This window comes from Kitasatospora sp. NPDC088351 (assembly GCF_040685575.1).
Taxonomy (GTDB): Bacteria; Actinomycetota; Actinomycetes; order Streptomycetales; family Streptomycetaceae; genus Kitasatospora.
The window spans coordinates 1-22,697 of sequence record NZ_JBFBIL010000078.1 but is presented as its reverse complement, the minus strand read 5'-3'; the positions used below and the strand labels follow the sequence as shown (position 1 = coordinate 22,697).

Sequence of the window (22,697 nt, the reverse complement as noted above, 5' to 3'; positions counted from 1 at the left end):
GACAGCCCGAACGACAACGGCCGAAGAACACCCGAATACCGGCACTCCGGGACAGATCGGCCAGCCGTGCGCACCGGTATCCGGTAGTCGGGCGAAGACACGTGAATATACGGAAAAGAAAGCCGGACTCTTCGATTTCGACCCGCTTCGGGTGCAGAATAGGGCCACCTGCCGCGGCAAGTGCTGCGTATCCGGCGTGCCATCAGGGCTGCCCGTATGCGCTTGCGCGAGTGGTGCACATCAGGCCACAGGAGCGCACCCCCGTGCCCTTCGGCCGAATTGCCCGAGAGGATTGACACCCATGGCTCAGCGTGTAGTCGTCACGCTCTCCGACGACCTGGACGGCGGCGCCGCCGCGGAAACCGTCCACTTCGGCGTCGACGGGAAGTCGTACGAGATCGACCTGTCTCTGGACAACGCGGAAAAGCTGCGGGAGGCCCTCGCTCCGTTCGTCGCGGCCGGCCGGCGCCAGAGCCGTACCGGAAAGTCCTTCCGCCGCACCGCGCTCACCCCGGACCCGGCCGCCGTGCGCGCCTGGGCCCAGTCGCGCGGCATGGAGCTGCCCGCCCGGGGCCGCATCCCCAAGCACGTGTACGAGGCGTTCGCCGAGGCGAACTGACCCCGCCGGGACCAGGTCGCTCCACCCGCCCGAAAGGGTGGGGCGACCACCCCGATCGATGAGGTAGAGTATTCCTCGTCGCCCCAACGGAGAGATCCAAAGAGGCGGCCGGTGCCACCAGGCACCGTGCGGACGTGGCTCAGTTGGTAGAGCATCACCTTGCCAAGGTGAGGGTCGCGAGTTCGAATCTCGTCGTCCGCTCGCAGTGCGCGAGCACAGCACAACTCAATAGTTTCACCATGCGGACGTGGCTCAGTTGGTAGAGCATCACCTTGCCAAGGTGAGGGTCGCGAGTTCGAATCTCGTCGTCCGCTCCAGTACGAAGGGCTCCCTCGGTCGAGGGGGCCCTTCGGCATTCCCCGGCCCTTCCGCCCGCACGGAGCCCTGAAGCGGGCCGCGGCCCCCTGAAGCGAAGCGGACCCATGACATTTGTCATCGCCGGCCCGTGGATCCGCACCCCGTTCTCATGATGACGCGCACTGCCCGCGGCGCCCGGGCGGCGGAAAGCTTGAGGCATGGAAACGAGCCAGCGCCTCCACTCGACCGACCGCGTGATCGAGGTCACCGACCTCCACCGCCGCTACGGCCCCGCCGGTGCCACCGGCTACCACGCGGTGCGCGGCGTCGACCTGGCCGTCGGCCGCGGCGAGCTGTTCGCGCTGCTCGGCACCAACGGAGCCGGCAAGACCTCCACCATGGAGCTGATCGAGGGCCTCGCCGCCCCCAGCGGCGGCCAGGTCCGGGTCCTCGGCCACGACCCGTACCGCGAGCGTGCCGCCGTCCGCCCCCGGATCGGCATCATGCTCCAGGAGGGCGGCTTCCCCGGCGACCTCACCGTCACCGAGACCGGCCGCAGCTGGTCCGGGATGACCAGCGGCGCCCGCCCGCTCGACGAGGCCCTGGAGCTGGTCGGCCTCATCGGCCGCCGCGACGTCCGGGTCAAGCAGCTCTCCGGCGGCGAGCGCCGCCGGCTCGACCTCGCGATGGCCCTGCTCGGCCGCCCCGAGGTGCTCTTCCTGGACGAGCCCAGCACCGGCCTCGACCCGGAGGCCCGCGCCGCCGTCTGGCGCCTGGTGCGCGAGCTGCGCGCCCAGGGCACCACGGTGCTGCTCACCACGCACTACCTGGAGGAGGCCGAGGAGCTGGCCGACCGGCTGGCGATCATGCACGGCGGCCAGGTCGTCACCGCCGGCACGGTGGCCGAGGTGATCGCCGGCCGGCCCTCCCGGATCACCTTCGAGCTGCCGGAGTTCGCCGGGACCTCGCTCCCCACCCTGCCCGGCGCCGAGATCACCGCCGACGGCCGCAGGTTCACCGTGCAGACCCCGAGCCTCCAGGCCACCCTCACCGACCTGCTCGGCTGGGCCAACCACCACCGGGTCGTGCTCGGCGCCCTGGACGCCCGCAGTGCCTCGCTGGAAGAGGCCTTCCTCGCCATCGCCTCCGAGGCCGCCCACCAGCCCCCGGCCGACACCCCCGCCGCTCCCACCGCCCGCCGCCGCCTGATCGGACTCGCCCGATGACCACCGCCTCCGCCGCCTCCGCCGTCACCGCCGCCGGCCCGCAGAGCACCGCCGTCCGCCGGCTGCTGGCCCTCGGCCGCGCCGAGGCCACCCTGCTGCTGCGCAACCGGACCGCGCTGTTCACCGCCCTGCTGCTGCCGCTGCTGCTGGTCGCCGGACTGCACAGCCTCCTCACCCGGCAGGCCGAGTCCAACCCCGGCCTCGACGTCGACTCCGCCCTGGTCAACAGCTCCGTCGGGATGGTCCTGGCCTTCGTCGTCTACTACAACCTGACCGGCGCGTACGTCGCCCGCCGCGGTGAGCTGGTACTCAAGCGGCTGCGCACCGGCGAGGCCCGGGACATCGAGATCCTGGCCGGCACCGCGGTGCCCTCGGTCGCCCTCGCCCTGATGATGTGCACCGTGGTCGGCGTCGTCGGCGCCTCCGCCCTGAAGCTCAGCGCCCCGGTGAACCCGCTGCTCATGCTCGCCGGGCTGGTCCTGGTGATCGGCACCCTGATGGCCCTGGCCGCCGTCTCCAGCGCCTTCACCAGGACCGTCGAGAGCGCCGGCATCACCACCATGCCGATCCTGCTGCTCAGCCAGTTCGGCTCCGGCCTGCTCATCCCGCTGGAGGTCATGCCCGACCGGATGGCCGACATCTGCCGGCTGCTGCCCACCACGCCGGCCTTCCAGCTGATCCGCCTCGGCTGGTTCGGCACCGACGGCTCCGCCGCCGCCACCGGCTTCGCCGGCACCTGGGCCACCGCCGCCCCGCACCTGGTCACCGGCAGCATCTGGCTCGCCCTCGCCGCCTGGGGTGCCGTCCGCTACTTCCGTTGGGAGCCGCGTCGCTGACGACTACCCCGCCATTCGAAGGATTCGATCCCCGCGCCACCTCTGATATGAAGGCAGCAGCACGATCATGATCGAACGGGGAGCAGACCAGATGGACGTCCGGGCACCGGTCCGCCGATGGAAGGGCTCCGGCAAGCCCCAGCGCACCGAGCTCTACCTCCGCTGGTCGCTCTACTCGATGCCGCTGTTCCTGCTGCCGGTGATCATGCTGGCCGTCGTCTCGACCGCCGAGCAGGGCGGCTCCCCCGCCGCCGGCCGGGTCGCGCTCGTCATCGGCCTGGCCTCCACCCTGCTGACCCTGCGCGCCTACCGCACCTCGCTCGACCACTACCTGAAGCGGCCGACCGACCACCTGCGCTGGCTCGCCGTCACCGGCGCGGTCGCCGTGGCCGGCTCCTGGGCCGTGCTGCTGCTCGGTCCGGACCGCGGTGACCAGGACGGCCCGCCGTTCACCGTCACCGTGGTCGTCGCCCTGCTCGCCTCGGCCTTCGGCCCGGTCAGCGTCGGCCTGACGGTCCGCCAGGCCTGCCGCGCCGGACTCGGCGCGCTGCTCCTGGTCGCCCCCGCCCTGCTGCTCGCCGGGATCAACCGCCCGACCACCGCCGGCGTGCTGGTCGGCGCCCTCATCGGGATGGCCTTCATCGGCTCCAGCTGCCGCAGCTTCGCCTGGCTGCAGTCGGTGGTCTGGGAGCTGGACGCCGCCCGCGAGGCCCAGGCCCGGCTGGCCGTCGCCGAGGAGCGGCTGCGGTTCTCCCGCGACCTGCACGACGTGATGGGCCGCAACCTCACCACCATCGCGCTGAAGAGCGAACTCGCCGTCCAGCTGGCCCGGCGCGGCCGCCCGGAGGCCGCCGACCAGATGACCGAGGTGCAGCGGATCGCCCAGGAGTCCCAGCGCGAGGTCCGGGACGTGGTCCGCGGCTACCGCACGGCGGACCTGCACGCCGAGGCGATCGGCGCCCGGGCCGTGCTCCGCGCCGCCGACGTCGCCTGCGAGATCGACCTCGGCGCGGAGGCGGACCGGCTGCCGCTGCCGGTGCAGTCGGTGCTCGGCTGGGTGATCCGCGAGGCCACCACCAATGTGCTGCGGCACAGCGAGGCGGACCACTGCACGATCCGGCTGCGTCGCGAGGACGGCCGGGCGGTGCTGGAGCTGGAGAATGACGGGGTGCCGGCCGTGCCGCTCCCCTCCCAGGGCAGCGGCACCGGCCTGCGCGGGCTGCGCGAGCGGCTCGCCGCGCACGACGGTGAACTGGCCGTCCCGGCGACCGGACCGGGCCGCTTCCGGATGATCGCCACCGTCCCGATCTGACGCCCGCCCGTACGGAAGAAGGCCCTCCCGATGACCGACACCGCCCCCGTCCGCATCCTGCTCGCCGACGACGAGCACCTGATCCGGGGTGCGATGGCCGCGCTGCTCTCCCTGGAGGAGGACATCACCGTGATCGCGGAGGCCGGCTCCGGCACCGAGGCCCTGGCGATGGCGAAGGCGCACCGCCCGGACGTCGCGGTGCTGGACCTGCAGATGCCCGGGCTGGACGGCATCGAGGTGGCCACCGAACTGCGCCGGGTGCTGCCGGACTGCCGCTGCATGATCGTCACCGGCCACGGCCGCCCGGGCTATCTGAAGCGGGCGCTGGAGGTCGGGGTGCGCGGCTTCCTGCCGAAGACCGTCTCGGCGGCGGACCTCGCCGGGATCATCCGCACCGTGCGGGCGGGCGGCCGGTACGTCGACCCGGAGCTGGCGGCGGACGCGATCAGTGCGGGCGAGACCCCGCTGACCCCGCGCGAGACGGACGTGCTGGAGCTGGCCGCCGACGGGACCTCGATCGCCGAGATCGCCGAACGCGCGTCGCTCTCCCAGGGGACGGTCCGCAACTACCTCTCCTCGGCGGCCACCAAGCTGGGCGCCGAGAACCGCCACGCGGCGGTGCGGATCGCCCGCGAGCACGGCTGGATCTGACCAGCGGTGCCCGCGGGCGGGCGGCGGACTACTCCCAGCCGAGGCCGGTCAGCCGCTCGTAGGCCTCGACGTACTTGGCCCGGACCCGCTCGACCACCTCGGCCGGCAGCCGCGGCGGCGGCTGCTCGCTCCTGCGGTCCCAGCCGGAGGCCGGGGAGGTCAGCCAGTCGCGGATGATCTGCTTGTCGAAGGACGGCTGCGGGTGACCGGGCTCCCACTGGTCGGCCGGCCAGAAGCGGGAGGAGTCCGGGGTGAGCACCTCGTCGCCGATCACCAGTTCGCCGTCCAGCAGGCCGAACTCGAACTTGGTGTCGGCGAGGATGATGCCGCGGTCACGCGCGATGTCCCGGGCCAGCGCGTAGATGTCGAGGGTGGTGCGGCGCAGCCGGGCGGCCAGCTCGGCACCGATCCGCCGGGCGGTCTCCTCGTAGTGGACGTTCTCGTCGTGCTCGCCGACCTCGGCCTTGAGCGCCGGGGTGTAGATCGGGCCGGGCAGTTCGGAACCGTCCTCCAGGCCCTCGGGCAGCGCGATGCCGCAGACGGTGCGGGAGGCGCGGTACTCCTCCAGGCCGGAGCCGGCCAGGTAGCCGCGGGCCACGCACTCGACCGGGACCATCTCCAGGCTGCGGCAGACCAGCGTGCGGCCCTTCCAGTCGGCGGGGGCGCCGGCCGGGACCTCGGTGGAGATCACGTGGTTGGGCACGATGCCGGCGATCCGGTCGAACCACCAGAGCGACATCTGGGTGAGGATGCGGCCCTTGTCCGGGATCTCGTTGGGCAGCACCCAGTCGTACGCCGAGGTGCGGTCGCTGGCGACCATCACCAGCTCACCGGACTCGGCGCGGTAGAGGTCGCGCACCTTGCCGGTGTGCAGGTGGACCAGGCCGGGTACCTGGACCGGCTCGGGCTTGGTGACAAATCCGCTCAAGGTCGTCTCAGTCCTCAGGGGTGGTTCGCGGGCGTGTGGGGCGCGAAAGGGGAGGTCACTGCCTCCGAGTCTTTCACGGACGGCCGGTGGGGCACCCGCGGCCCGGCGGTCAGCCGTTCTTGCCGAGGCGGTCCAGCAGGTTGGCGGTGGCCCGCTGGATCCGCTCGTCGGTGAGCCCCGGCCGGCCCAGCGCGGGCGACCAGGCGAAGGTGCCGGCGGCGAACACGTACGCGCCGCTCGGGGCCCGGTACAGCGAGGTCTCCTGGTACCGGGTGCGGCCCATGAGGTCCTGGTACGGGGAGTGCGCGAGCAGCACCCGCTCGGTGTGCTCGGGCAGCGACACCCTGGGGTAGTAGCGGTCGGCCTCCCCCGCGACCAGGCCGGGCAGCTCCTCGCCCTCCCGGACACCGGTGCCGTCCCAGAGCCAGTGCGCGGTGTGCCGGGCGACCAGCGGGACGGGCGAGGCGACCCGGCCGGAGTACTGCAGGCCGAGCAGGTGCTGCTCCGGCTCGCCCGCGTCCCGCCAGAGCGCGCTGGCGGCGCCGGACACCCCGGCGGCCGGGCTGCCGGGCTCGACCTTCTGCCGCTTGCGGCAGTTGAGCAGCCGGTTGGGCTCGCCGGACGGCGCGGCGCTCAGCTCGACCCGCCAGTACATGGTGTTGGCGGAGAGGAAGACCAGGGAGGTGCCGTCGTCGCGGGCCCGCTCGACCGTCCGGCGCATCGGCTCGGACCAGTACTCGTCGTGGCCGGGGAAGACCAGCGCGCGGTGCCGGGTCGGGTCGACCAGGCCGGCGTGCAGGTCGGTGGCGGTGGCGTAGGAGAGGTCGTAGCCGAACCGCTCGGCCCAGCGGATGAAGTCGTAGGCGTGGCCGACGTGCAGCGGCAGGCCGGCGGTGGCGTGCGGACGGTCGAAGGAGACGGTGACGGCCGCCTCGGGCTCGCCGACGAGCCGGCCCTGGCCGTCCCAGGCGTGGTAGAGGCTGGCGCCGCTACGGCCGTCCTCGGGGAAGAGGTTGTAGGCCTGCCAGGTCACGTCCGGGACGACCAGCAGCAGCTCGGCGGCGTGCACCCGGTCGTCGAGGTCCCGGACGGTGAACGGGATGTGGCTGCGGTCCAGCATGTCGGCGGTGGTCAGGACGGCCACGTACGCGCCGGGCGGCCAGTGGGCGGGGATCTGGAGCCGCCAGGAGTGCCACCAGTGGTGGCAGGAGACGGTCCGTCCGACGACCAGCGGGGCGGGCTGGGCCAGCCCGGAGATCAGCGGGCTGGACGTCATGTGGTGGGCGCCGTCGCCGTTGTAGTGACCGATCCGGTAGACGTCCACGGTGAACTCGCGGGGCGGGTTGACGGTGACCCGGAGGTCCACCGAACCGCCGGGGCGGACCACACCGGCCGAGGCGAAGCCCTTGATCTGCTGCACCACGTCGTTGGCGCCCCGCGGGGTGCCGACCGGCGGCTTGGGTCTGGTGCCCCCGGCGAGCGGCTGCTGCCCCGGCGCGCCCACCGAGACGTACCAGGGGACGCCGCCCTCCGCTCCCGCCAGGTACTGGTCCGGGCTGCGCAGCCAGGGCAGCGGGCCCTGGCCAAAGGGGTCGGAGACGCTGTACGCGTGCGTTCCCGACTCCCAGCGGCGGTTGAGTTCCGTCCCCACGTGCCCCTCCCGGGTGCACCTCCGCCGGTTGGCATGTGCCTCCCGGTTGTGCGTGCGGACTAATACACCACACTGTGCTGGCGCTGCGTCACCCTACGGTAGCAACTAGTGGTGATGAATCTTCGGGCCCGGCACCGAGAGGGCCTTTGGCCTGCGAAGACCTTCCGAGGCCAGGCCGCCGCAGGGGGCGCGTGGCCGGCCACCGAGCGCCGCCCCGGAGCAGGCCGGCGTGGTCCCGGATCCGCCTCAGAGGCGGACCGGCTTCTCCAGCCGGACGTCGGCGGCGTCCAGCCAGCCGCGCAGCGGGCCGTCCTGGCCCTGTTCGACGGCCTGGGCGACCGGTCCGGCCAGGTCCGTGCGGCGCACCCCGCCGAGCATCAGCACCGGGCCGTCCAGCCAGTCCAGGCCGGGGGTGGCACCGGCGGTGTCGACGGCGGCGCAGCAGACCATCGCGGTGACGTGGTCGATCAGGAGGTCCCGCCCGGTGCGGACGGGCTCCAGCAGCGGGGCGGGGGCCGTGGTGCGGGCGAGCTGGGCGGTGAGTGCGGCGGCCAGCCGCTCGCCGTCGCCGTCGGCGAGCCGGGCCAGCAGCCGGGTGAGGGTCGGGGCACCGGGGCGGGCCTGCGGGGCGAGCCGGTCCAGGGCGGACTGCAGGGCCGCGGCGCGGATGCGCCAGCCGGCGTCCACCACCTCGGCCGGGTAGTCGGCCCACTCCAGCTCCCGCCAGGCGCCGTCGGCGGGCCGGCCGAAGAACAGCTCGGCCGCGAGCAGCGAGACCGCCTCGTCCACCGTGCCGGGCTCCTCCAGCAGGTCGCAGGCGGGGCGGTCGCCGAGCCTGCTGCCGTAGCCGTCGGCGGCCAGCCGGTCGCGCCGGGACAGCTCGGTGAGGGCGGCGACCACCCCGGCGTTGAGGTGCGCGGGGTGGCGGCCGAGCCGCCAGGCGGGCAGTGCCACCCGGGTGAGCAGCCGGTCCCAGCCGGCGTAGGCGAGGCCGACCTGCTCCTGGGCGGCGATCCGCAGGCCGTAGTCGACCGCCCTGGCCTGCTCGGAGGCCCAGGCGGCGACCGCCCGCTCCAGTTCGGCGGAGTGCGCGCGACAGGCGCCGAGCAGCCGTCGGGTGATCCGGTCGGTCAGCGCGGCCGGGCCGCGGCGGGGCGGCCGTACGGGCCCGGGAGCGGGGACTCCGCCGAGGCCGGGGGCGGTGCCGGGTCCGGCGTCCAGGCTGGCGTCCAGGCCGCGCAGGAAGCGGCGGGCGGCGGCGATCTCCGGATCGGCCGCGGCCGCGGTGCCGGCCACCACGGGCGCGAGCAGGGCGCGGAGCTCCCCGGCCCGCATCCACCAGAGGAACGGCGAGCCGATCACCAGGGCGGGGGCGGGCGGCTCGTGCCCCGGGCGGTGCGGCCGGGACCGGCCCTCGGGCCGGGGCGGCGGGACGTCCTCCAGCCAGCTGTCGCAGTCCGGGGTGAGGGCGATGGCGGAGGGCGCGGGGACCTCCAGCCGCTCGGCCAGCTCGTCGATCAGCCGGTAGAGCTCGGGCGCCTGCCTCCGGTCGAGCGGGACGACCGGGGTCTGCGGCGGGACGGCCCGGCGGTAGGCCCGCGCGGCCAGGCCGGCCACCAGCAGGGTGACGGCGGCCACCGCGCAGACCACCCAGCGGGCGGCGTCCCAGCCGGCGCCGTCCGGGGAGCCGGGCGCGCCGAGGCGGCCGGTGAGCCGGCCCGCGAACAGGACCACCGCGACGGCGGCGGGCAGTGCGGCGACGGCCAGGGCGAGACCCCGGATCCGCAGCACCGCCTGGGCGTGAGCGCGCGCGGTGTCGACAGCGGCCATACGGTGCGGCACCCCCTTCGGAGCCCTCGGGCGCCCGGCGACGGGCCCTGAGCAGGCTCGAACGATCAGTTCCGACCGGGAAGCGGTGGCGTCCGATCCCGGTAGTACATGCTGCGTGGCGCTTCTGCCATTGTTGACGCCCAGGTCCGGGCCGGTGTTCCGGATCGCCCCGGTTTCCACTCGTCCCGGTGACGCTGCCCGGTTTCCGGACGACCCACGGCCCGGCCGTGCGAAGCGCCCGGATGTGCCGGCCCGGCCGGACGCCGTCCAGCATCCCCCCGCGGGCACGGCGCTACCCGGCGGCGATCACAGCGGCCCCGGTGGTGACACCTGCGATCCAGCGCACCATAAGGCCGGGCACCCGGTTACGTCAGCCGGATGCGGGCGGTGTCACTCGATGGGCTGGATTCCGGCCGCCGAACGGTGTGGCTCCCCCCCCCCGGACCGCTCCGGCACCGTCTCCCCCGGAAACGCCGGAGGGTGCTGCGTCCATGGGGGTTGTTTCCCCTCGACGCGGCACCCTCCGGTCAGTGGACCGCCCGTTACAGCGCCGCCTTCAGCGCGATGTCGGTGCGGTGCTGGCCGCCCTTGAGGTCGATCCGGCCGACGGCCTCGTACGCCCGGTCACGGGCCTCGGCGAGGTCGGCGCCGGTGGCGGTGACGGAGAGGACCCGGCCGCCGGCGCTGAGCACCCGGCCGTCCTCGTCCGCCCTGGTGCCGGCGTGCAGCACGTACGCGGTGCCGTCGGCGGCCTCGGCCGCGGCCAGGCCCTCGATCACGTCGCCGGTGCGCGGCGCGGCCGGGTAGCCCTCGGAGGCGACGACCACGGTGACCGCGGCGCCGTCGTCCCAGCGCAGCGGCTCCAGCTGGTCCAGCGTGCCGGTGGCGGAGGCGTACAGGACGCCCGCCAGCGGGGTGCGCAGCCGGGCCAGCACGACCTGGGTCTCCGGGTCGCCGAAGCGGGCGTTGAACTCGATCACCCGGGTGCCGCGCGAGGTCAGCGCCAGGCCCGCGTAGAGCAGGCCGGAGAACTCGGTGCCCCGGCGGCGCAGCTCGTCCACGGTCGGCTGCAGGACGGTCTCCAGGACCTCCTCGACCAGGCCCTCGGGCGCCCACGGCAGCGGCGAGTAGGCCCCCATGCCGCCGGTGTTCGGGCCCTCGTCGCCGTCCAGCGCGCGCTTGAAGTCCTGCGCGGGCTGGAGCGGGACGACGGTGCTGCCGTCGGTGACGGCGAACAGCGAGACCTCGGGGCCGTCCAGGTACTCCTCGATGACCACGCGGTCACAGGAGGCGGCGTGGGCCAGCGCGGCCGCGCGGTCGGAGGTGACCACCACGCCCTTGCCGGCGGCCAGCCCGTCGTCCTTGACCACGTACGGCGCGCCGAAGGCGTCCAGCGCCTCGGCGGCCTCGGCGGGGGTGGTGCAGACGTACGAGCGGGCGGTGGGCACGCCGGCGGCGGCCATCACGTCCTTGGCGAAGGCCTTGGAGCCTTCCAGTTGGGCGGCCCGGCCGGAGGGGCCGAAGACCGGGATGCCGGCCGCGCGCACGGCGTCGGCGACGCCCGCGACCAGCGGGGCCTCCGGGCCGACGACGACGAGGCCGGCGCCGAGCCGCCGGGCGAGGTCGGTGACCTGCCCGCCGTCCAGCTGGTCGACCGGGTGGACCGTCGCCACCTGCGCGATCCCGGCGTTACCCGGGGCGCAGTGCAGCTCGGTGACGGCGGGATCTAGGGACAGAGAGCGGCACAGGGCGTGTTCGCGGGCGCCGCCGCCGATGACGAGGACCTTCACGCTTCGCAAGGGTAGTCGGTGGCCGGTTCAGGCCGCTCTCCGGTCCCGTCGGAAGCTACAGACCGGGCCCGCGCGCACGCCCCCGGCCTCGGAGGAACCTCCAGGAAACGGCCCGCGACATCCGCGCCGGGTGCCCGGGTCAGAACGGCGGGTCACCGGGGCCTCGCTCGGACGGGTGAAATCTCGCCGCCCCCCGCAACCCTCCCACCTTGGTATCCAGTGGCCGAAACCAGTAACGATCATTGGAGAAGCGCCCACATGGTCAGCCATTTGGCGGTAAGAAGTGCTGTTGGACAACCACCGGCAGCCGGTCGGTACGCGACCTCCCGGGCACCCAGACTCGCCCGTGGGCGTCGCGCGTCCAATGCGCCATCCGATGTTTCACCGCCCGCCAGGTCGATGACACGTCAGGTCGGCGCACTGTCAGACCCAGCAGTCCGCCCGCCACAGGGAGCCCCACAGGTGAGCCAGCCGGAAATGCAGCCCGAGGAGAGTGCCTGGGGCAAGGAGGTCGGTGAGGAGGACCAGCCCGTCGCGGCCGTCGCGCGCCGGGAGTCCACCCGTCGCCGGACCGATCTGAGCACCCGCCAGTTCCCGCTCGGGGACTGGGGCGAGCCCGCCGAGCGCCTGGAGGAGCTCTACCGCTGGTCCGAGGAGCGGGCGGTGGAGGCGATCGAGTGGTACCGCCGGGACCGGGTGTGGAAGCGCCGCTGGGCCCGGCTGCTGCGCTTCGGCACGGCCGGCTTCGCGGTCGGCGGCGTCACCGCCCCGCTGGTGGACCTCACCGGCTCGGTCGCCAACGCCACCAGCTGGGGCTACGTCGGCCTGGCGCTCTCCGCCGCCTGCTACGGCGCCGACCGGGTGTTCGGTCTGACCTCCGGCTGGATGCGGGACGTCAGCACCGGCCAGGCGCTGCAACGCCGTCTGGAGGCCTTCCAGTTCGACTGGGCGTCGGAGTGCGTGCGGGAGGTGCTCGGCCCGACCGAGGGCACCGCCGGCGAGGCCGCCGAGCGCTGCCTCGGGGTGCTGCGGCGGTTCTGCGAGGACGTCTCGGACATGGTCCGCAGCGAGACCTCGGAGTGGATGCTGGAGTTCCGGGCGAACATGACCCAGCTGCCCACCCAGAGCCCCGGCAGCTGGGGCGGGCGCAGCGAGTCGGGGGGCGGCGCCCAGGTGCGGATCCTGCCGCCGCCGGGCACCCGGCCGACCATGCCGCGCCAGCGGCCGCCGGAGGGGCCGCTGCGCTGAGCCGCCGCGGGCCCGGCCGGGGTGGCGGCGGGCCGTGGCGCGCTCGTGGTCGTCGCCGGCCGCTGCCGCTGACTGTTGACCGTTGGCCGTTGGCCGTTGGCTTCAGGCGAAGACGACCATCGAGCCCTGGGTGAGGCTGCGGGTCGCCGCCGCGTACAGGCCCGACCAGGCGTGCCGCTCACGGGCGAAGGGGTGCAGGTCGTCCAGCGGCGGGCCGAACGGCTGCTCCAGGCCGGTCGGGCCGAGCGGCCGGGTCGGGTCCGGCGGGTTGAGCGGGTCGATGTCCAGCGCCGGCGCGACGGCTTGCAGTTCGCGCAGCAGTCCGTGGCTGGAGCCGAGCGGTCCGCCCGCGGAGAGCAGCGCGTCGTCCACCAGCGGCGCCGCGAACTCGATCGGCACGTACGCGCCCGCGTGGTCGAAGTGCCAGACCAGGTGCGACTGTTCGGCGCTGCTCTCGAACATCTCCAGCAGCTGCTCGTAGTCGCCGCCGAGCGCGTCCACCGGCGTGATGTCCAGGCCGGTGAGGCCCAACAGGTAGGCGCGGCGCAGGAAGTGCAGCGAGTCGTAGTCGAAGGCGGCTATCGGCTCGACCGCCCCGCTGATACCCGGGACGTACTGGTAGACCGGCACCTCGGGCAGGCCGTTCGCGGCCAACACGGCGTTGTAGAGGGCGAGATCGTCCCGGAAGGGATTGTCGGGGCTGTGGCTCAGTACGTCCACGAGCGGGACGAGCCAGAGGTCGCAGGCCATGGGCCGGCTCTTCCTCTCCGGGCGGCGGGGGTCGTTCGCGGACACGGACGACGAATGGACGGGTCGGTGCCCGGACGGTCGGCGAAAGGACCGGCCGGTTCGACGACCGCCCACCCTACCGGCCCGGCGCGCGATGCGGGTCGGGCCTGCTCTCGGGCTTCCCCCCGGGCAGTTGACCGGAGGGCGGGTCGGGCAGCCGGCGGCCGAACCGCCCGTACGGCACCGAGCGCGGCTGCGGCACCAGCCCGAGGCCCAGCCCCAGTTCGCGGCCGGGCTCCCGGTCCTCGTCCTCGTCCTCGTCTTCATCCTGATCGGGACCCCGGTCCGGGGCCTGGCCCGGTCGCCCACCGTGCGAGGGCTCGGCCGGGCCGGACTCCATGCCACCGGGCAACCCGTCCCCGTGCACCACCCCGCTGTGCCCGGCCGACCCCCGCCCCTGCCCGGCCGCGGGCTCCTGGTCCGGCTCGCCCTGGCCGGACCAGGGCAGCAGCAGCCCCAGAACACCCACCGACTCCACCGGCTGCCCGGCCAGCTCGGCCAGCAGCCGGACGGTGAACAGGTTGTACTCGCAGACGATCCGCCGCGCGCCCGCCAGGTCCCGCGCCTCGATCACGTCGACCAGCTCGCCATGACGGTCCCAGCAGACCCCGGCCAACTCCGGCAGCGTCCGCAGATAGGGGGCGGCGAACATCCAGGACTGCACCCGCAGCCAGTCCAGGTAGTCGACGATCCGGCGGTTGCCGAGCAGTCCGGCGACCTCCTGCCAGAAGCGGCGGTCGCAGCCGACCATCACGTCCAGGTTCCCCGACCGGGCCGCCCGCAGCGCCGCGTCCGCCCGCCGCCGCAGCGACGGCAGCCGGATGACGTCCGGCAGCGCCGACCGGGCGGACAGCTGGCGGAAGTAGCTGTCCGTGAGCAGCACCCGGGACTCGAAGATCTCCAGGAAGTCGTCCCAGCCGAACTCGGGCACCGTGAATCCGCGGTGGTGCTCGACCCGGAGCAGCCCCTGCGCGCCCAGGTCCACCAGCGCCTCACGGGCCGGGGTCGCCGAGACCCCGTACAGCTCGGCGATCTCCTTGACGGTGAAGTTGCGCCCCGCCGCCAGCCGGCCGGCCATCATCTCCTCGCGCAGCGCGCCCGCGATCTGCTCGCGGAGGCTGTTGCGCTGGATCACGGGGCGGTTGTCGCCCTCGCCGATGCCGGTGCCGGACATGCGCGCGACCTCCTCGGGCGGGCTCGCCGGCCTGTGCCGCGGCAGGCCGACCGAAGAACGGCTGGGAACACGACGAATGCTCATCTTCTCAAACATGCCGCCGTCGTGTACAAGCACCCTTCCCCGGGGCGCGGCGTCACCGCTGCACAGGCGCCGGAATGCCCAGCAGCCGGTCCCGGTGCACCGGGAAGTCCGCGCGGGCCTTGGCCACCTCCGCCGGATCGAACTCCACCGTCAGCACCTCCTCGCCCAGTCCCGCCTCGGCCAGCACCCGGCCCCACGGATCCACCACGATGCTGTGGCCCGCCTGCTCGACCCCGCCGTGCGTCCCGGCCGTGTTGCAGGCCAGCACGTACGCCTGCTCCTCCACCGCGCGGGCCCGGTTCAGCAGCGTCCAGTGCTCCCGCCGGCGCTCCGGCCAGGCCGCCGGGACCACCAGCAGCTGCGCGCCCGCGTCCAGCAGGGCCCGGAACAGCTCGGGGAAGCGCAGGTCGTAGCAGGTCGCCAGGCCCAGCGTGCCGAAGTCGGTGACGGCGGTGACGATCTCCTGCCCGGCGCCCATCACCACCGCCTCGCCGCTGTCGAAGCCGAAGCGGTGGATCTTGCGGTAGGTGTGCACCAGCTCGCCGTCCGGGGCGAACAGCAGCGAGGTGTTGTAGATCGGCCCGTCCGGGTCCCGTTCGACGATCGACCCGGCGTGCAGCCAGACCCCGGCCGCCCTGGCGGCCGCCGCCATCGCGTCGGAGGTCGGCCCGTCCAGCGCCTCGGCACCGTCCGACCAGAGGTCGTAGGCGAAACCGCCCAGCGGCCACAGCTCCGGCAGGACCACCAGGTCCGCCCCCTGCTGCGCCCGGACCAGGGCCGCCGCCCGGGCCCGCCGCTCGGCGGGCGGTTCGGCGTCGGAGACCGAGAGTTGGATCAATGAAGCGCGCACAGTACCACCGTCCACCGCAAGAGTCCTACGATCGTCACCCGAAAGCGCTGCCCTGCTCTCACCAGGCAGCGTAACGTGCGGTTAGCGTGTGTGCCCGGAAGCCGGACCATCCCGGACGATCCCGTGCAGGGCACGTGTGGCAAGGCAGCTGACGGAGGGCCGGAGATTCCCGTGACGGACAACCAGACCGTGCAGGCTTACACCGAGGCGTGGACGCAGTCCATCGAGTCCATATCCGAACTGGTGGCCGCCCTGCCCACGGACTCCTGGAACCGGGCCACCGAGTGCCCCGGCTGGTCCGTCCGGGACGTCGTCTCGCATGTCATCGCCGTCGAGTCGGAACTGCTCGGCGACCCCCGCCCGATCCACTCGCTGCCGCGCGACCTGCGCCATGTCACCACCGAGTTCGCCCGCTACATCGAGCTGCCGGTCGACAAGCGCCGCTGCCACACCGTGCTGGAGATGACCGGCGAGCTGGAGTACACGATCATCCGCCGCTCGCGGGCGCTGCGGAACGCCAAGTACACCCCCTCCGAGCCGGTCCGCTGGCCCGCCGGGCCGCACACCCGCGACCTGCCGTACCACGAGCTGCTACGCCGCCGGGCGTTCGACGTCTGGGTGCACGAGCAGGACCTCCGCCGCGCCCTCCACGAGCCCGGCAACCTGGACTCCCCGGCCGCCGTGGTCGCCCGCGACGTCCTGCTGGAGTCACTGCCGAAGGCGGTCGCCCACGCGGCCGGCGCACCCGCGGGGACGGCCCTGGTCGTCGATGTCACCGGCCCGGTCGAGTTCCTGCGCACCGTCCGGGTCGACTCCACCGGCCGCGGCACCGTGGACGGGTCGATCAGCCTCGCCCCCGACGTCCAGCTCACCCTCGACTGGGAGACCTACGTCCGCCTCGCCTGCGGCCGGGGCCGCCCCGGCCACGTCACCGTCGAGGGCGACCGGGAGCTGGCCGCCCGGGTCCTGGCCAACTTCTCCGTCACCCCGTAGCGCCCCCGACTCACCCACCCGGCGTACGCGCGGCAGCACGCGCCGGGTGGCGGGCCTCGCGCCTCCGTCCGGATGCGTGGGACCAGTACCTCGTCCGTTCGTCCTCGTTGTTCCGGGCAGTCGTCACCCGGAAGAAGGAGGGGCGTTCAGATGGACGACGAACGGACGCGGATGGTGCTGGTGCGGTCGAGCTTCCCGGTCACGGGGCAGCCGATCCGGGTCGTGCTGATCGACGGGGAGCCGTGGTTCGTCACGGCGGACGTGTGCGCCGTCCTCGGCAGACTGAATCCCAGCCGGGTTCGCCAAGTGGTCGGCGACGACCACACGCGGGTCGTCAACTCGCGCTCGATTACCCTAACTTTCGGGAAGGGTAATGGTGTTTCCGCAGGTCAGAAACCCTACGAGCGCGGAAACCCGATGCTCAACGTGATCAGTGAGGCCGGTCTGTACACGCTGGTCATGCGGTCCAACAAGCCGAGTGCCCGCCCCTTCCAGGAGTGGGTCACCCGCGACCTGCTCCCCTCCGTCCGGCGCGGGGACACCGACGTGCCCACCCAGCGGCGACGGATGGCGGAGACGCTGGCGGAGGCGGTCGGCCGGCAGGTGCAGATCGTCGCGGAGATCGACCGCGACGGCGGGCTCGGCGTGCACATCCGCTCGGACGGGACGGTGCACTGCCGGCACGGCGAGATGGACTTCCACATGCCGAGCCGGGAGGAGGACAGCGGTCCGCCCTTCGGCGGCTACTTCTCCTGCCCCAGCGTGGAGCGGGTGGGCATCCGGGGCAGCCGCCCGATCCCGCTCTGCGCCAAGCTGAAGCTGGTCGACCTCGTCCGTCTGCTGGCGCCACCGCCGACCGCCGTCGGGGACGGGCAGCTGGTCGTGGAGCTGCACGATGCCCGGATCTACGGAACGGCGCGGCAGATCGCCGAGCTGATGCGCGAGTACGGCCGCTGACCCGGCCGGGACCGTGGACGTCGGGCATCCCCCGGAAACCGCCGCCGGGCCGGGGCAGTCCGACGTCCACGCCGGCCGGGACGCTACGAGGCCCCCGCGGCGACCTTGCGGCGCAGCCGCAGGATCATCACGGTGCCGAGGGCCAGGGGGGCGTACTGCCAGCAGAAGGCCCAGCGGAAGGCGGCCGCGGAGTAGGTGTCGGTACCGGCCGGGGTCAGGGCGTCGAGGACGACGCCGATGCCGAACAGGGTGATCATCGTGCCGATGAAGCCGCCCATGTTGGCGATCCCGGAGGCGGTGCCGAGCCGTTCGACGGGGTTGTGCGAGCGGGCGTAGTCCAGGCCGACCAGGGAGGCCGGTCCGTTGCTGCCCATCACCAGGATGATCCCGACCACCAGCCAGAGCGGCGGGTGGCCGCCGGGCCAGGCCAGGGTGATCGCCCAGCCGACCGCGGTGACGGCGATGACGGTGAGCACGATCGGCATCCGGGCGCGGGCCGTGCGGGAGAGCACCCGGCCGAAGAGGAGGCCGAAGGCCATGTTGCTGAGCACCAGCAGGGTGAGCAGCCCGCCGGCCTCGGCCCGGGACAGGCCCTGGGCCTCCACCAGGTAGGGCAGGCCCCAGAGCAGGCCGAAGGCGTTGCCGGGGAACTGGGTGGTGAAGTGCACCCAGAGCCCGAGCCGGGTGCCGGGCTCCTGCCAGGACTGGCGGATCTGCCGGCCGACGGCCGGCCGGGGCGCGCCCTCCGCGCCGGGGTGCGGGGCGCCGGCCGGGGCCTCCTGGAGGAAGAGCGCGACCAGCGCGAAGACGGCGACACCGAGCAGCGCGATCGTGGTGAACGTCGGCGTCCAGCCCTCGCTGTGCAGGGCCTGGGCGAGGACCACGGTGGTGACCAGGTTGCCGCCCATCCCGGCGAGCCCGGTCAGCTGGGCGACGAACGGGTTCTTCGCGGCCGGGAACCAGCGGGCGGCGATCCGCAGCACGCTGATGAAGGTCATCGCGTCGCCGCATCCGAGCACCGCCCGGGAGGCCAGCGCCGGGCCGAAGGAGGAGCTGAACGCGAAGGCCAGCTGGCCGGCGCTGAGCAGCAGGACGCCGAGCAGCAGCACCCGGCGCGGGCCGAAGCGGTCGACCAGCAGGCCGACCGGTATCTGCATGGCCGCGTAGACCAGCACCTGGAGGATCGAGAAGGTGGAGAGCGCGGAGGCGCCGATGCTGAAGCGGTCGGCGGCGTCCAGGCCGGCCACGCCGAGACTGGTGCGGTGGATGACGGCGAGGATGTAGACGCTGACGCCGACGGACCAGGCCAGCCAGGCGGCGCGGCCGCCGGGTGGCGGCGGGACCGTGGTGCCCGGGGGTGCCGGTTCGGCGGTGGAGCGGGGAGCGGGGACGGTCAGGGGGCGGGTGGAAGAGGCGGGCTCCGCGGTCATAGTGCACCCAGATTAGTCATCCCATCATTGGACGCCTAGGACGGGGTGGCAGCGATCGGACACGAACCACCTCAGCCGGTGACCGTCCAGGACACCGACCTGGTCATGTACCGGTCGCGAAAGGCCTCGTCCCGGACCCAGTCGGTGGTGTCCCGGACGGTGGCGGTGACGGTGGCGCTGTGACCGGGCGCCAGGTTCAGCTGGGCGCTGTCGAGCCAGCTGCGGTCCGGCGCCGACGGCTCCACCGGGGTGCCGTCCACCTTCCACTCGACCCGCAGCTGCCGGGCTCCGGTGAGCGGCAGCGGGTGCACCTCCAGCCGGGGGCGGCCGGAGACCTCGCCGGGGGCCGGCACGGGGGTGTCGGTCGGCCGGACCCGGCGGTAGATCTCCTCGATGATCGCCTCCCGTGAGGGCAGGTTGTAGGCGCCGCCGAGGGTCCGCATCACCGAGTCCGGGGTGGGCCGGTAGACCCCGTTGGCGCTGCGGTACGCCCCGACCGTCCCGGCGCCGTCCGGGGACACCGCACCCAGCCAGCGCCACCACTTGGTCTGCTTGCGGCGCATCTCGTCGGCGTTCTCGGTGGAGAGGTTGGGGTAGTCGGTGTCGTCCGGCGCGCTGTCGTACTCGTCGCCGAGGTCGCCCACGGTGTGCCCGATCTCGTGCTGGATGATCCGGCCCGCGTCCGGGCTGCCGCCGGCCAGGGTGGTGACCCCGGTGCCGCCGGCGCCGCCGTACTCGGTGGAGTTGGCCAGGGCGATCAGGTACTGCGGCCCGGTGCCCCCGCCGGCGACCCGGGCGGTGGCGGACTCGTCGGCGCAGAGCAGCCGGGCGGTGCCCTCGCACCAGAAGTGCATGCCGAGCGGGGTGCCGGGGCCGCGGCTCCGGCCCTCGGTCTCGGCGATGCCGGAGACCGGGGAGACCACCTCGACCCGCCGTATGTTGAAGAAGCCCTGGTAGCTGCGGAACGGCTCGATCTCCATCAGCGAGTGCCAGGCCCGGTCCGCCTGCTGGCGGAACAGCTCCTGCTCGCCCATGGTGTAGCCGTCGCCGAGCAGCACCAGGGTGATCCGGTTGGCGGGGTCACCGGTGCGTCGTATGTCGACGGTCGGGGCGGTGACGGCACGGAGGTCGGCCTGTTGCACGGCGTGCGGCGGCACCGCCCGGTCCGCCGGGGAGCCGGCCCCGATCGCACCGAACGGCGACGGTCCGACCAACTCCAGGGCGGCGGGCAGAACCGCGGCGGACACCAGCACGAGCGCGGCCAGACTCCGTACGAGACGGCCAGGGTTGCCAGGCGGCATACGGGTGCGTCCTCGGGGATCCGGTCACCCGGCGTCGCCCGGGTGGTGGACGCGAAGACGTACCCGGAGGGCGTGTCGCCCTCACCGTCCTACGCAAATGTCACCGACCTGGCCGAACGACCCGAACCACCCCTGTCATACCAATCAGTTCGGTCGGGTGGCCGATTCGGGTGGTCCGTGGGCCTCAGGCCCGCTTCGGCGGCCGTGCGTTCAGCACCAGATGGGCGCCGAGGCCGAGCAGCAGTCCCCAGAAGGCCGAACCGATGCCGGCCGGGCTCATCCCGGAGGCGGTGGCCAGGAAGGTCACCACGGCGGCGTCCCGGCCCTGCTCGTCGGCGACGGCCGCGGCCAGGCTGCCCTGCAGCGAGGCCAGCAGGGCGACCCCGGCGATCACCGCGATCAGCTCCTTCGGCAGGCCGGTGAACAGGCTCACCAGCACCCCGCCGAAGCTGCCCATCAGCAGGTAGCACACGCCCGCCGACATGCCCGCGACATAGCGCCTGCGCGGGTCGGGGTGGCTCTCCGGTCCGGCGCAGATGGCCGCGGTGATCGCGGCCAGGTTCACGCCCGGCGAGCCGAACGGCGCCAGCAGGACGGAGAGCCCGCCGGTGGTGCCGATCAGCAGCCGGTCGTCCGGCCGGTAGCCGAAGGCCCGCATCACCCCGAGGCCGGGGGCGTTCTGCGAGGCCAGTGCGACGATGGTGAGTGGCAGCGCCAGTCCCACCATGGCCGGCCAGGAGAAGGCGGGCACGGTGAACACCGGCCGGGTCGGACCGCCCGCGCCGAGGTGCACCTGCAGCCCGACGGTGCAGGCCGCCAGGACGCCGCCGGCCAGGAGCGCGGCCGGGACGGCGTACCGCGGGGCCAGCCGCCTGGCCAGCAGGAAAGCCGCGAAGCTGCCGAGCACCAGGGCCGGTGCCCCGTGCACGGCACCGAAGATGCCGGCACCGAAGGAGAACAGGATGCCCGCCAGCATCGCGTTCACGATCCCGGCCGGGACGGCGGCGATCAGCCGGCCGAACAGTCCGGTGACCCCGAACAGCGCCACCACCACCCCGCTCACCAGGAAGGCACCGACCGCCTCCCGGTACGGGTACGCGCCCAGGCTGGTCACCAGCAGCGCGGCGCCCGGAGTGGACCAGGCGGTGATCACCGGTGTCCTGGTCCACCAGCTGAGCAGCAGGCAGGTCAGCCCGCTGCCGACGGCCACCGCCCAGATCCAGGACGCGGTGTGCGCCTGGTCCAGCCGCCCGGCGGCGGCCGCCGCGAGCACCACCACCAGCGGCCCGGAGAACGACACCACGATGCACACCAGCCCGGCCACCAGCGCCGGTACCGAGACGTCCTGCCGCAGCGAGCGCCGCCCGGCGCGGTCCGTCCGCCCGGCGTCGGGACGGGTTATCAGCTCCTCTGCCATCCCGGCAGTATCCCGGAGCCGGGCGGCCCGGCCGGGCCGCCCGAGGATTCCCGAAAAAACTTCCGGACCCGCCTGCAACCCCCGGCGGGGATGGACGTCTTTACGGATGAAGGCACGGAGAGCGAGACCGGCAGGGCCGGGGGGCGCTACCGCCGTACAGGGGCGGAGCCGGTCGTCTTCACCACACACACCGTCAGTACGTCGACCCTGGGGAGTCACGTCATGCGCAAGTCCGTTATCTCCGCTTTTGCGAAGAACACCCCCTCGCGCTCCGGCCGTCGCCGCGCCGCCACCCTGGCCGCCACCGTCCTGCTCGCAGGCTCCGTCCAGCTGCTCACCACCGACACCGCCTGGGCCTGCGGCGCCCCGCTCGGCGCACCGGCCGGTGCCTCGGCGCCGAAGGCGGCGGGCCCCTCGGCGAAGGCCGCCGACACCCACCGGGGCACCATCGACGCGGGCTTCTTCATGACCCCCGGTCTGACCGTCCTGGCGGGCGGCCCGAAGGTCGAGATCCCGGTCGAGGTGGGCAACTTCACCGGTGCGCCGTACCGGAAGGCGGTTCCCTCGCTCTCGTTCTTCAACGAGAACGGCGGCGCGCCCCTGCGCGCCGAGGACCTGACCGTGGAGGTCAGGAGCACCGGCGCATGGCAGAAGGTGCCGCTCGTCCGCGGCTGCGACCCGGTGCTCTACGCGACGGCGCCCAAGGGCGAGCCCGTGGCGGACGGCCGGGCCGTGCACTTCACGTTCCGGGTCGGACTGGCCGCGAAGGCCCCGGCGGATCTGGACGGCATCCGGGTCGGCCTCACCGCCGACGCGGAGGACGGCAAGCACTCGCCGTGGGTCTTCAAGAACATGTCCGTGACCCACCGGACCACGCCCGCCTCGCCCAAGCCGGCCCCGACCACCAAGCCGTCCGCCAAGCCGAGCAGCAAGCCGAGCAGCACCGCCAAGCCCGTACCGGCCAAGCCGGCCGCCGCACAGACCCCGGCGGCACCGGCGGCTCCCGCCAAGGCTCCTGCCGCCACCCCCTCGGCCCCCGCCACCACCGCCCCCGCGGGCACCCCCGAGCTGGCCCAGACCGGCGCGGACACCCCCAACGGGTTCCTCGCCGCCTCCGCCGCCGCCTTCGTCGCCCTCGGCGCGGGCGTCCTGATCGCCGTGCGCCGGCTGCGTCCCCAGCGCTAGCCGGACCACGGACGGCAAGGGGCCCCGCTCCCGCACCTTGGGTTCTAACGGTCCTCGCAACACCCGCGATCTGTGGGAGTTGCGAGGGCCGTGGCTGTTGGACGCGATGATCTTTCGGGTTTGAGGGAG

19 protein-coding genes and 2 tRNA genes are annotated in these 22,697 nt (G+C 73.7%); 11 read left to right on the top strand and 10 right to left on the bottom strand.

The features are described 5' to 3' along the window. Positions 1–301 precede the first annotated feature (301 nt). The 7 genes from AB0P06_RS33460 (at position 302) to AB0P06_RS33430 (ending at position 4,941) form a co-directional block, all read left to right on the top strand. On the top strand, positions 302–619 hold the full coding sequence (locus AB0P06_RS33460; RefSeq protein WP_238860361.1) for an Lsr2 family protein: 318 nt from the start codon (positions 302–304) through the stop codon (positions 617–619). Between the two features lie 128 nt (positions 620–747). Continuing rightward, positions 748–820, top strand: a tRNA-Gly gene (locus AB0P06_RS33455). A gap of 40 nt (positions 821–860) precedes the next feature. Then, a tRNA-Gly gene (locus tag AB0P06_RS33450) sits at positions 861–936 on the top strand. A gap of 198 nt (positions 937–1,134) precedes the next feature. After that, positions 1,135–2,142 carry an ABC transporter ATP-binding protein gene (locus AB0P06_RS33445; RefSeq protein WP_363614125.1) on the top strand — a complete coding sequence of 336 codons (1,008 nt, stop codon included), beginning with the start codon at positions 1,135–1,137 and terminating at the stop codon, positions 2,140–2,142. Continuing rightward, the gene (locus AB0P06_RS33440; protein WP_363614123.1) at positions 2,139–2,978 is read left to right on the top strand and encodes an ABC transporter permease; all 840 of its coding nucleotides are present in this window, start codon (positions 2,139–2,141) and stop codon (positions 2,976–2,978) included. Before AB0P06_RS33445 ends, AB0P06_RS33440 begins: the two co-directional genes overlap by 4 nt. Positions 2,979–3,069: 91 nt before the next feature. Continuing rightward, complete coding sequence (locus AB0P06_RS33435) at positions 3,070–4,290, top strand: sensor histidine kinase (RefSeq protein ID WP_363614121.1); 1,221 nt, start codon at positions 3,070–3,072, stop codon at positions 4,288–4,290. Between the two features lie 30 nt (positions 4,291–4,320). Beyond that, positions 4,321–4,941 (top strand): response regulator transcription factor, encoded by a 621-nt coding sequence (locus AB0P06_RS33430; RefSeq protein ID WP_363614119.1) that lies wholly within the window; start codon positions 4,321–4,323, stop codon positions 4,939–4,941. A gap of 28 nt (positions 4,942–4,969) precedes the next feature. Here the strand turns inward: AB0P06_RS33430 and AB0P06_RS33425 are convergent, their stop codons facing one another. The 4 genes from AB0P06_RS33425 to purD all read right to left on the bottom strand — a co-directional run bounded on the left by AB0P06_RS33425 (position 4,970) and on the right by purD (position 11,140). Next, positions 4,970–5,869 (bottom strand): phosphoribosylaminoimidazolesuccinocarboxamide synthase, encoded by a 900-nt coding sequence (locus AB0P06_RS33425; RefSeq protein WP_363614117.1) that lies wholly within the window; start codon positions 5,867–5,869, stop codon positions 4,970–4,972. 109 nt (positions 5,870–5,978) lie between these two features. Next, positions 5,979–7,520 (bottom strand): N,N-dimethylformamidase beta subunit family domain-containing protein, encoded by a 1,542-nt coding sequence (locus AB0P06_RS33420; protein WP_363614115.1) that lies wholly within the window; start codon positions 7,518–7,520, stop codon positions 5,979–5,981. Between the two features lie 246 nt (positions 7,521–7,766). Beyond that, on the bottom strand, positions 7,767–9,350 hold the full coding sequence (locus AB0P06_RS33415; protein ID WP_363614113.1) for a hypothetical protein: 1,584 nt from the start codon (positions 9,348–9,350) through the stop codon (positions 7,767–7,769). Positions 9,351–9,892: 542 nt separating this feature from the next. Further along, positions 9,893–11,140 (bottom strand): phosphoribosylamine--glycine ligase, encoded by a 1,248-nt coding sequence (gene purD, locus AB0P06_RS33410; protein WP_363614111.1) that lies wholly within the window; start codon positions 11,138–11,140, stop codon positions 9,893–9,895. A gap of 462 nt (positions 11,141–11,602) precedes the next feature. Here purD and AB0P06_RS33405 point away from each other — a divergent pair, with 462 nt between their 5' ends. Then, a complete protein-coding gene (locus tag AB0P06_RS33405) occupies positions 11,603–12,388 on the top strand; it encodes an SLATT domain-containing protein (RefSeq protein WP_363614109.1) in 786 nt (261 codons plus the stop codon). A 102-nt stretch (positions 12,389–12,490) separates the two neighbouring features. On the opposite strand, the gene AB0P06_RS33400 is transcribed toward AB0P06_RS33405, so the two are convergent. The 3 genes from AB0P06_RS33400 to AB0P06_RS33390 form a co-directional block, all read right to left on the bottom strand. Beyond that, positions 12,491–13,138, bottom strand: a complete 648-nt coding sequence (locus AB0P06_RS33400; RefSeq protein ID WP_363614107.1) for a hypothetical protein — start codon at positions 13,136–13,138, stop codon at positions 12,491–12,493. Between the two features lie 115 nt (positions 13,139–13,253). Then, positions 13,254–14,351, bottom strand: coding sequence for a GntR family transcriptional regulator (locus AB0P06_RS33395; RefSeq protein WP_363614105.1), 1,098 nt, complete (start codon positions 14,349–14,351; stop codon positions 13,254–13,256). A 136-nt stretch (positions 14,352–14,487) separates the two neighbouring features. After that, positions 14,488–15,285 carry a carbon-nitrogen family hydrolase gene (locus AB0P06_RS33390; protein WP_363614103.1) on the bottom strand — a complete coding sequence of 266 codons (798 nt, stop codon included), beginning with the start codon at positions 15,283–15,285 and terminating at the stop codon, positions 14,488–14,490. Between the two features lie 171 nt (positions 15,286–15,456). On the opposite strand from AB0P06_RS33390, the gene AB0P06_RS33385 reads away from it, so the two are divergent. Both AB0P06_RS33385 and AB0P06_RS33380 read left to right on the top strand, forming a co-directional pair. Further along, positions 15,457–16,278: a maleylpyruvate isomerase family mycothiol-dependent enzyme gene (locus AB0P06_RS33385; RefSeq protein ID WP_363614102.1), complete on the top strand. Its 822-nt coding sequence runs from the start codon at positions 15,457–15,459 to the stop codon at positions 16,276–16,278. Positions 16,279–16,500: 222 nt separating this feature from the next. Next, on the top strand, positions 16,501–17,235 hold the full coding sequence (locus AB0P06_RS33380; protein WP_363614143.1) for a Bro-N domain-containing protein: 735 nt from the start codon (positions 16,501–16,503) through the stop codon (positions 17,233–17,235). An 83-nt stretch (positions 17,236–17,318) separates the two neighbouring features. Here AB0P06_RS33380 and AB0P06_RS33375 read toward each other — a convergent pair whose 3' ends face one another. The 3 genes from AB0P06_RS33375 to AB0P06_RS33365 all read right to left on the bottom strand — a co-directional run bounded on the left by AB0P06_RS33375 (position 17,319) and on the right by AB0P06_RS33365 (position 21,383). Further along, on the bottom strand, positions 17,319–18,665 hold the full coding sequence (locus AB0P06_RS33375) for an MFS transporter (RefSeq protein WP_363614100.1): 1,347 nt from the start codon (positions 18,663–18,665) through the stop codon (positions 17,319–17,321). A 71-nt stretch (positions 18,666–18,736) separates the two neighbouring features. Continuing rightward, entirely contained in the window at positions 18,737–19,912 is a 1,176-nt protein-coding gene (locus AB0P06_RS33370) for a M64 family metallopeptidase (protein WP_363614098.1), read from the bottom strand. Positions 19,913–20,150: 238 nt separating this feature from the next. After that, on the bottom strand, positions 20,151–21,383 hold the full coding sequence (locus AB0P06_RS33365; RefSeq protein WP_363614096.1) for a benzoate/H(+) symporter BenE family transporter: 1,233 nt from the start codon (positions 21,381–21,383) through the stop codon (positions 20,151–20,153). A 222-nt stretch (positions 21,384–21,605) separates the two neighbouring features. On the opposite strand from AB0P06_RS33365, the gene AB0P06_RS33360 reads away from it, so the two are divergent. Then, a complete protein-coding gene (locus AB0P06_RS33360) occupies positions 21,606–22,568 on the top strand; it encodes a hypothetical protein (RefSeq protein ID WP_363614094.1) in 963 nt (320 codons plus the stop codon). Positions 22,569–22,697 lie beyond the last annotated feature (129 nt).

What these genes read in the sequence shown, in the direction of transcription:
- AB0P06_RS33430 (WP_363614119.1), top strand. Translation starts at nt 4,321, where the DNA reads ATGACCGACACCGCCCCCGTCCGCATCCTGCTCGCCGACGACGAGCAC.
- AB0P06_RS33365 (WP_363614096.1), bottom strand. Translation starts at nt 21,383, where the DNA reads ATGGCAGAGGAGCTGATAACCCGTCCCGACGCCGGGCGGACGGACCGC.
- AB0P06_RS33400 (WP_363614107.1), bottom strand. Translation starts at nt 13,138, where the DNA reads ATGGCCTGCGACCTCTGGCTCGTCCCGCTCGTGGACGTACTGAGCCAC.
- AB0P06_RS33375 (WP_363614100.1), bottom strand. Translation starts at nt 18,665, where the DNA reads ATGACCGCGGAGCCCGCCTCTTCCACCCGCCCCCTGACCGTCCCCGCT.
- AB0P06_RS33440 (WP_363614123.1), top strand. Translation starts at nt 2,139, where the DNA reads ATGACCACCGCCTCCGCCGCCTCCGCCGTCACCGCCGCCGGCCCGCAG.
- AB0P06_RS33360 (WP_363614094.1), top strand. Translation starts at nt 21,606, where the DNA reads ATGCGCAAGTCCGTTATCTCCGCTTTTGCGAAGAACACCCCCTCGCGC.
- AB0P06_RS33435 (WP_363614121.1), top strand. Translation starts at nt 3,070, where the DNA reads ATGGACGTCCGGGCACCGGTCCGCCGATGGAAGGGCTCCGGCAAGCCC.
- AB0P06_RS33460 (WP_238860361.1), top strand. Translation starts at nt 302, where the DNA reads ATGGCTCAGCGTGTAGTCGTCACGCTCTCCGACGACCTGGACGGCGGC.
- AB0P06_RS33395 (WP_363614105.1), bottom strand. Translation starts at nt 14,351, where the DNA reads ATGTCCGGCACCGGCATCGGCGAGGGCGACAACCGCCCCGTGATCCAG.
- AB0P06_RS33445 (WP_363614125.1), top strand. Translation starts at nt 1,135, where the DNA reads ATGGAAACGAGCCAGCGCCTCCACTCGACCGACCGCGTGATCGAGGTC.
- AB0P06_RS33415 (WP_363614113.1), bottom strand. Translation starts at nt 9,350, where the DNA reads ATGGCCGCTGTCGACACCGCGCGCGCTCACGCCCAGGCGGTGCTGCGG.